This window comes from Brevundimonas sp. (genome assembly GCF_050729455.1).
Classification (GTDB): Bacteria; Pseudomonadota; Alphaproteobacteria; order Caulobacterales; family Caulobacteraceae; genus Brevundimonas.
Genome location: NZ_JBOHLI010000015.1, coordinates 44,312 through 53,046 on the forward strand (window position 1 = coordinate 44,312; position 8,735 = coordinate 53,046).

The 8,735-nt window shown below is 67.3% G+C and carries 6 protein-coding genes; 4 read left to right on the forward strand and 2 right to left on the reverse strand.

From position 1 onward, the window contains the following. Positions 1–3: 3 nt before the first annotated feature. The gene (mfd, locus tag ACREEF_RS05875; protein ID WP_431564664.1) at positions 4–3,441 is read left to right on the forward strand and encodes a transcription-repair coupling factor; all 3,438 of its coding nucleotides are present in this window, start codon (positions 4–6) and stop codon (positions 3,439–3,441) included. Positions 3,442–3,531: 90 nt separating this feature from the next. Here mfd and ACREEF_RS05880 read toward each other — a convergent pair whose 3' ends face one another. Next, positions 3,532–5,808, reverse strand: a complete 2,277-nt coding sequence (locus tag ACREEF_RS05880) for a spermidine synthase (protein ID WP_431564665.1) — start codon at positions 5,806–5,808, stop codon at positions 3,532–3,534. Positions 5,809–5,892: 84 nt separating this feature from the next. Here ACREEF_RS05880 and ACREEF_RS05885 point away from each other — a divergent pair, with 84 nt between their 5' ends. Both ACREEF_RS05885 and ACREEF_RS05890 read left to right on the forward strand, forming a co-directional pair. Continuing rightward, entirely contained in the window at positions 5,893–6,387 is a 495-nt protein-coding gene (locus tag ACREEF_RS05885) for a CinA family protein (RefSeq protein ID WP_431564666.1), read from the forward strand. Further along, positions 6,384–6,626 carry a sulfurtransferase TusA family protein gene (locus tag ACREEF_RS05890; protein WP_431564667.1) on the forward strand — a complete coding sequence of 81 codons (243 nt, stop codon included), beginning with the start codon at positions 6,384–6,386 and terminating at the stop codon, positions 6,624–6,626. Before ACREEF_RS05885 ends, ACREEF_RS05890 begins: the two co-directional genes overlap by 4 nt. On the opposite strand, the gene ACREEF_RS05895 is transcribed toward ACREEF_RS05890, so the two are convergent. Continuing rightward, positions 6,592–7,422 (reverse strand): YihY/virulence factor BrkB family protein, encoded by an 831-nt coding sequence (locus ACREEF_RS05895; RefSeq protein WP_431564670.1) that lies wholly within the window; start codon positions 7,420–7,422, stop codon positions 6,592–6,594. The two genes, ACREEF_RS05890 and ACREEF_RS05895, sit on opposite strands and share 35 nt — an antisense overlap. A gap of 285 nt (positions 7,423–7,707) precedes the next feature. Between ACREEF_RS05895 and ACREEF_RS05900 the strand changes: the two genes are divergently transcribed. Further along, the coding region (locus ACREEF_RS05900; protein ID WP_431564668.1) for a GGDEF domain-containing protein at positions 7,708–8,735 on the forward strand (1,028 nt) is incomplete at its 3' end.

The following is an 8,735-nucleotide window of genomic DNA, read 5'->3' on the forward strand; positions in this document are numbered from 1 at the left end:
GCGATGGCGCGGCGTGACGTCGAACTGGGCGGCGCGCCCGAGGGGCTGGACGCGCTGGTCGTCGCCGAACGGCTGAAGGCCCAGGGCGGCGTCGGTCTGCTGGTGGCGCGTGATTACCAGCGCTCCGGTAATTTCGTGCAGGCGCTGAGCTTTTTCTCCAAGGAACTTGAAGTTCTTGAGTATCCTGCCTGGGATTGCCTGCCCTATGACCGGCTGAGCCCGACGGCTTCGGTCGCGGCCCAACGCATGGCGACCCTGACCCGGCTGGCCCAGCGCGATCCGTCAGACGTCAGGCCGCTGTTGGTCGTCGCCACCATCGCCGCCGCGACCCAGCGCACGCCGCCGCGTCAGGCCGTCACCGGCGCCGGGTTCGAGGCCAGGGTCGGCCGTGATCTGGATACGGCGGCGCTTGAACGCTACGTCGCGGCCAACGGCTATGTGCGCGCCTCGACCGTGTCGGAGCGCGGCGAGTACGCCATTCGCGGCGGCGTCATCGACGTCTTCCCGCCGGGCTTCGATGAGCCGGTGCGTCTGGACCTGTTCGGCAGCGAACTGGAATCCATCCGCGCCTTTGATCCCGAGACCCAGCGCTCGACCAAACAGCTGAAGCAGGTCGCCCTGCTGCCGGTGTCGGAGGTCCTGCTGGACGCCGAGAGCATATCCCGGTTCCGCAGCGGCTATCTGAACCTGTTCGGCGCGGCGGGCGACGAGCCCATGTACGCCGCCGTCAGCGAGGGCGCGCGCCGTCAGGGTCTGGAGCACTGGTTGCCGCTCTTCTACGAGCGGCTCGACACCCTGTTTGACTTCCTGCCGGATGCGGCTCCGGTCTTCCTCGACAGCCAGGTGGAACAGGCTCGCGCCGAACGCTGGAGCCTGACGACCGACGCCTATGAGGCGCGCAAGGAGGCCGCCAAGGGCAAGGGCGGCGCGGCCTATCGCGCCCCGGCGCCGCAGCGCCTCTATCTGGACGAAGGCGACTGGAACAGCGCCCTGGCCGGACGCGCCGTGCGCCGCCTGTCGCCGCTGTCGGGAGGCACGGGCGAGGACGCCGGCGGGCGGCTGGGCCGCAGCTTCGCCGCCGAGCGTTCACAGGACAGCGTCAATCTGTTCGCCGCCGTGGCCCAGCACGCCGAGACGCTGAAAGGCGAAGGCAAACGGGTCCTGTTCGCCTCCTGGACCGAGGGCTCGGCCGAGCGTCTGGCGGCCATGCTGGGCGACCATGGCCTCACGCACGTTCTGCCGGTGCGCGACTGGAACGATGTTCTGGCGGCGCCCAAGGACATCTATCTGCGCGCCGTCCTGCCGGTCGAGCATGGCTTCGTCACCGACGACGTGGCGGTGATTTCCGAGACCGACATCCTGGGCGACCGTCTGGCGCGGCCCAAGCGCAAGCGTCGGGCCTCCAACTTCCTGGCCGAGGCCTCGGCCCTGACGGCGGGCGATCTGGTCGTCCACCTGGATCACGGCATCGGACGGTATGAGGGCCTGAAGACGCTGGAGATTCAGGAGGCGCCGCACGACTGCCTGGAACTGCTCTACGCCGGCGACAGCAAACTCTATTTGCCGGTTGAGAATATCGACCTTCTGACCCGCTACGGCACCGACGCCGACGGGGTTCAACTGGACCGTCTGGGCGGCGCCGGTTGGCAAGGCCGCAAGGCCAAGGCCAAGGAGCGACTGCGCGCCATGGCCGAGGGGCTGATCGCCCTGGCCGCCAAGCGCGCCCTGCGCGTGTCCGACGCCGTCACGCCGCCGTCCGGCCTGTTCGACGAGTTCTGCGCCCGCTTTCCCTACGAAGAGACGGACGACCAGTTAAACGCCATCGGCGACGTGCTGGAAGATCTGGGCAAGGGCACGCCGATGGATCGCCTGATCTGCGGCGACGTCGGCTTCGGCAAGACTGAGGTCGCGCTGCGCGCCGCCTTCGTCGTGGCCATGACGGGGCAACAGGTGGCCGTCGTCTGCCCGACGACCCTGCTGGCGCGTCAGCACTTCAAGACCTTCAGCGAGCGCTTCGCCGGCTGGCCGATCACGGTGCGGCACCTGTCGCGCATGGTTACGGCCAAGGACGCCAACGAGACGCGCGCGGGCCTGAAGGACGGCACGTTCGAGATCGTCGTCGGGACCCACGCCGTGCTGGCCGAACAGGTCGGCTTCCGCGATCTGGGGCTGGTGATCGTCGACGAGGAGCAGCACTTCGGCGTCAAGCACAAGGAGAAGCTGAAGTCCCTGCGGGCCGATGTTCACCTGCTGACCCTGACGGCGACGCCGATCCCGCGCACCCTGCAGATGGCGCTGTCGGGCATCCGCGAGATGTCGATCATTGCCACCCCGCCGGTCGATCGCCTAGCGGTGCGGACTTATGTGACGCCGTGGGACCCGGTGCTGGTGCGCGAGGCCCTGCTGCGCGAGAAGTATCGCGGCGGTCAGGCCTTCTATGTCGCGCCGCGCCTGAAGGAACTGCCGGAAATCGAGAAATTCCTGCGCGAGCAGGTGCCCGAGGTGAAGTTCGTCGTCGGCCACGGCCAGATGAGCCCGACCCAGCTGGAAGACGTGATGAGCGCCTTCTACGACGGCAGCTATGACGTCCTGGTCTCGACCACCATCGTCGAGAGCGGCATCGACATTCCCACGGCCAACACCCTGATCGTGCACCGCGCCGACATGTTCGGTCTGGCCCAGTTGCACCAGATCCGGGGCCGCATCGGTCGGTCCAAGGCGCGGGCCTTTGCCTATCTGACCACCGATCCCAAGCGCCCGTTGAGCCTGTCGGCGGAGCGGCGGCTGCAGGTGCTGCAGTCGCTGGACAACCTGGGCGCCGGCTTCCAGCTGGCTAGCCACGATCTGGATCAGCGTGGCGGCGGCAATCTGCTGGGTGACGAACAGTCGGGCCACATCCGCGAGGTCGGGGTCGAGCTGTATCAGCAGATGCTGGAAGACGCCGTCGCCGAACTGCGAGAGCAGGGCGAGGAAGTGGCCGATCGCGGCTGGTCGCCGTCGATCAATGTCGGCGCGGCTGTCCTGATTCCAGAGGCTTATGTGCCGGACCTGAACGTTCGCCTCAGCCTCTATCGCCGTCTGTCGGACGCCGAGAAGATGGAAGATCGCGAGGCCATGGCGGCGGAATTGATCGATCGCTTCGGGCCGCTGCCTGACGAGGCGCAGCAGCTTTTGCGGATCGTCGGCATCAAGGCCAACTGTCGCACGGCCAGCATCGAGAAGATCGACATCGGGCCCAAGGGCGCGGTTCTGACCCTGCGCAACAACAGCTTCCCCAATCCGATGGGATTGGTGGGCCTGATCCAGAAGAACCAAGCATTCTGGAAGATCCGTCCGGATCAGAAGATCGTGGTGAAGGGCGACTGGCCCACGCCCGACGACCGTCTGAAGGTCGCCGAGCGGATCACCGCGGATCTGGCGCGGGTGGCGGGGGCGGCCTAAGCGAAATCGGCTCGAATGCGATCGCATTCGAGCTCAGATATTCGCTCAAGAACCAGCGACGAGCCTGATCCCGCTTCTGTGGATCAGGCTCTAACCCCGCCCCTTCATCTGCCGGATCAGGGCGCCGAACAGGTTGACGTAGTCGTCGGTCCACGGCCGCACCTCGGTCGGGGCCAGCTTGCGCCAGCGCCCGTCGGCCTTGAAGTCGGCCAGCCCCTCGGGGGTCGGTGAGATGGCCAGGGCCTCGGTCGAGGCTTCGGACATTTCCGGCGCGTTCGGCTGTTCAACATAGATCTGATGCAGGTCCGCCGCGCCCAGCTGACGCGCGGCGGCGACGGCCGGCATGGTGATCTCGAGATTGCGGTTCGACAGGTGCAGCACCACCACGCCATCGGGCTTCAGCAGCCGTAGATAGCCCTGGATGGCCTCGACCGTCAGCAGATGGGTCGGCACGGCGTCTGACGAGAAGGCGTCGATGACCAGCAGATCGTAGGCGCCTGGCGTCTCCTTGGCCATGGTCAGTCGCGCATCGCCCAGAACGGTGCGAATGGGGCCGTCGGCGCAATTCGAGATGTAGGTGAACCAGGACGGGTCGCGCGACACGCGGTCCACCATCGGGTCGATCTCGAAGAAGGTCATTTCGTCTTCGGCGCGCTTGTAGGCGGCCATGGCGCCCGAGCCCTGTCCAACGATGCCTATTTTGGCCGCCGGAGTGCGTTGCTGGATACGCATGGCGGCCTGACCCAAGGGGGTGGAGGGTGCGTAATACATGGTCGGGCCGCAGGCGAAGCCGCGCGCGCGCGCCTGAGCGCCGTGCAGGGTGGTGCCGTGCATCAGGACATGAACGTCGCCGCCCATGCCGTCGTCACGCGTGACCGCGACCCGCATGACGCCGAAGAAGCTGCGCTCCGTCAGGCTCCAGTCATAGCCGCGACCGACGTGATGCGCCGACAGGGTGATGACGCCGATGATGATGGTGAAGAGAACCGCGCGGTCTCGGACCAGGAAGGCGCAGATCGCGGCGCCGCCCAGAATGAACTGAACCATCTGCAGCCGCGCCTGATCGCTGAGCAGCGCCCGGAAGTCGGGGTTGTAGCGCATGAACTCAAGCACGATCGGCGGCGCAGCGGCGACGCCGATGCCGATCAGCAGGATGACGATCTCGCGGCGCGACAGGGCGCCTTCGCCCCAGGGCCGGGCCAGCCCGACCAGCACCATAACCAGAGGGTATTCCCAGACTCCGTTGAAGATGACCGGCGCGATCAGGGCGTTGAAGGCCCCGCCGACGACGCCGCCCAGCGACAGCAGCAGGTAGAATTCGGTGAGCCGATCAGGCGCGGGCCGCCGGGCCGCCAATCGCTGATGGCACATCAGGGCTGTGATGAAGAAGGCCGCGAGGTGCCCCAGCAGCAGCAACAGCCACTGGCCTGTGTTCATCCCCACCAGGCTGACGACGACGGCGCCGAGTGCGGCTTGCAGCACGAGCGTCGTGGGAAGGCTGATCCACGGCCTGGCCTGGAAGGCGATCACGAAGGTCAGCAAATAGAGGGCTAGCGGCGCGACCCAGAGGAAGGGGGCGGAGGCCACGTCGGTCGACAGGTGGGCGGTGACGCCCAGCATCAGGCTGGACGGGGCGGCAGCCAGCAGGACCAGAATGCCCTTTTCGCGCCAGGGGATGGGTGCGCTGACGGCCAGGGGCGCCGGCTCGGGCGCGTCCTGAACCCGCCGGCGCCAGACCACGACGGCCAGGCCGATCACCAGCAGGACGAACAGGCCGTAACCGCCGGTCCAGCTCGTCCTCTGGCCTGACAGGGACATCAGCGGCTCGATCAGGGCGGGGTAGGCGAGCAGGGCCAGGAAGCTGCCGAGGTTGGAGGCGGCGTAGAGGACGTAGGGGTTTTGACCATCCTCATGATCGGCTCGAACCCGCGCATACCAGGCTTGCAATAGCGGTGCAGTGGCCGACAGGAGGGCGAACGGCGCCCCGACGGACAAGGCCAGCGTCGCCAGCAACCAGGCGGTGGGTGCGGCGGGGTTCGGCTCGCCCAGCAGGCCGCTGATCTGCAAGGGCAGGAACAGGGCCGCCGCCAGCAGCAGGGTCAGGTGAATGGCGGCCTGCCACTTCAGCGAGCGAACCCGTTGCAGCAGGTGGGCGTAGCCGTAGCCGACCAGCAGCGCGGTCTGGAAGAAGACCATCGAGGTGTTCCACACCGACGGCGATCCCCCCAGCATGGGCAGGACCAGCTTTGTCACCATGGGTTGAACGACAAAAACCAGCGACGCCGACGTGAAGATGGCGACGGCGAACAGCGCGGGTGTTATCGCATCGGCCTTGCGAAAGGCCGTCGTCATGGTGGAATCGGTCATTCGCGATCCGCTGGCATCGGCATGGTCGTCTGACCCGCCCCCTGTCGGCAGGTTTAGACCGACTCGCAGACGGAGCGCATAGCCATGTTCCCGGACGACATTCAGACCTCCGCCGCCGCCGTGATCCAGGCCGCGTTGAAGGCCGGCGTCATGGTCGCCACGGCGGAAAGCTGCACCGGCGGCCTGGTGTCGGGGGCCCTGACGGCGATCGCCGGATCATCCGCGGTGCTGGACCGAGGTTTCGTCACCTACAGCAACGAGGCCAAGACCGATCTTCTGGGCGTCTCAGACGACTTGCTGGCGCGGTTCGGGGCGGTGTCGGAACACGTGGCGCGAACGATGGCGCTGGGAGCGGTCCATCGATCGCGGGCCTCGGCGTCTGTCTCCGTTACCGGGGTGGCTGGTCCAGGTGGAGGCTCGGCGGAGAAGCCGGTCGGCCTGGTGCATTTCGCCGCCGTCGGCCCCAGCGGCGCCGTTGTTCACGTTGAGCGCCGGTTCGGCGACATAGGGCGAGAGGCGGTTCGGCTGGAGAGCGTCCGGGTTGCTCTGGGTATGCTTTTGGACGCGGTGACGGCGTGAGCGAGCCGATTCTGGTCGATGCGCGCGGCCATCGCTGCCCGGTGCCCAGTCTGCGGCTGCGCAAGGCGATGGAGGGCGCGCCCGGCGGCGCGCGCCTGACCCTGCTGGCCACCGATCCGATGGCGCGGATCGACGTGCCCTATCTGATGAGCGAGCAGGGCGGGCGGGTCTGCGAGATCGTCGAGGTCGAGGGGACCTTGCGGATCACTGTCGAGACTGGCGCCGCTCCGACAGGCTGACGACCGAGCCGCCGGTTTCGATTTCCGGCTCCTCCGGCTTCCAGGCGATCTCAAGTTCCGTGGCGAAGGCGCCGCCGTAGAAGATGGCGTTGACGTTCCACGACAGCCAGATGAGCAGCACCACCACCGCGCCGACCGAGCCGTAGGTGGCGCCGAGTTGGGCGATCTGTTCGACATAGATGACGCACAGCCATGAGAAGACCGACGACATGATCGTCGCCGTCAGTCCGCCCAGCAGGGCCGGGGGCCAGGCCACCCGCGTCTTGTGGGACATGGCGTAGCGATAGAGCATGGTCAGCCCCAACCAGAGGCCAAGCGAGGGCCACAGCCCGTCCAGAGGCATCGTCAGCCAGGCCAGCGGCCGCGCTTCTTGAGTATGTTCCAGCAGTCTGGAGGTCACGACCGCGCCCGAGACCACGGTGAAAAGCGCAAAGGCGAACAGGGCGACGAAGACCGCCAGAAGGTTGAATTTGAAGAAGCCGTGTGGCTCGGTTTCATCATGGATTAGGTTAAGACCCGCCAGTAATGCCTTGAAACCTCGGTGCGCGGCATAGCCGCCAATCACCAGGGCCAGGGCGCTTTGCGCCGAGACGGTTCTGGCCGAGGTATGGGCCAGGCGGTCGATCTCGCCGACGAAGATGGCGCGGGCGGCGTGGGGCAGGACGTCGGCCAGCGCCGTCGCCTGCTCGCTGACCTGAGCGATGGACAGGACCGCCTTGTAGAAGCCGATCAGGATGGCGATGGCCGGAAACACGGCCAGCAGCGCAAAGAAGGACACGCCGCCCGTATAGAGCATGACGTCGCGCCCCCAACTGCGAGCGAAGGCGCGCACCGCCAGGCGACCCCAGAACAGGGGGTGGGCCAACAATCGGGTGGGCTGATCCAAGCTTGAGCCTCGGCAGACGTCAAAGCGACCGATTAACCTCATTCGGCCTATGGTGAAACCCTCTGAGAGCGGCGTTGATTTTGCAGCGCTCTCCGACGCGGTTCCCATTGCTAGATCGGGGGCGTGATCAGTATCATGAGCCGGCCTGGAGCGTCGGCGTCGGGGGCGAGCCGTCCAGGCCAAGGGGAGAGAAGTTTGGATTCCGATCCGCGCGTACTGGTCGTCGCAGTTGATGACGCCCTGATCGGCCCCCTGTGCGAGGGGCTGGACCAGTTGGGATGGCCCACGATGACGGCGCGGACGCTGGACGCCGCCGTTCTGGTGCTGAAGGACATGACGGTCGACGCCGCTGTCGTCGAAGCTCGCGGGCTCGAGGGCCAGGCGGCCGCCGCCCGACTGCGCGAGGCCGCCGCGCCGCGCTATCTGCCGATCCTCATGATCGCCGGCGAAGGCGAGAGCGGCGACGTCGATCTGATGATGTCTTCGCCGCCGCATCCCGCCCAGGCCGCCCTGCGGCTGGAGCAACTGACGCGGGCTGGCATAGCGGAAGAAGAATTCCGGTTGAGGCAGGCGACTTTCGCCGCCCACGGCGTGACCCTGAACGCGCCGGACGTGGGCGAAACCCCGTTGCAGATCCTGACGGCGGGCGCCGCGGACCGTCGTTTCCTGGCCATGTCCAACGCCCTGTCGGCGGCGGGCGCCGAGGTGGTCGCCGCGCCGACGCCCTATACCGCCTTCGACTATCTGCATGAGCGGGCGTTTGACGCCGCCGTGCTGTGGGGCGGCCAGGATCATGCGCCGGCCCTGTCCATCGCCTCGGGCATGAAGCGGAACACCCGCCTCTATCATATCCCCCTGATCCTCTATCTGCGCGGCGCGGGCGAGGTCGAGCTCGCTGACCTTTTCCGCCGGGGCTTCGCCGATGTGGCCGCAGCCGAAACGCCGGAAGACGAGACCGCCGAGCGGGTGCTGGCCTTGGCCCGCAACCATCGCCGCCGTCAGGCTATTCGGCGGGCGCTCGATTCTGTGCGCGGCTCGGACCTGATGGATGCGGCCACGGGCCTGTTCACCCGCGACCTGTTCGCCTCGCATCTGGCGCGGGTGGCCGAGGGCGCGCGGTCGCGCAATCGCGACCTGTCGGTCTGTGTCCTGCGGGTGGCCGAGAGCGAAGCCGTCGTGCAGTCGCGTGGCGGCGGCTGGCTGGACCGGGCGATGCCGCAGAT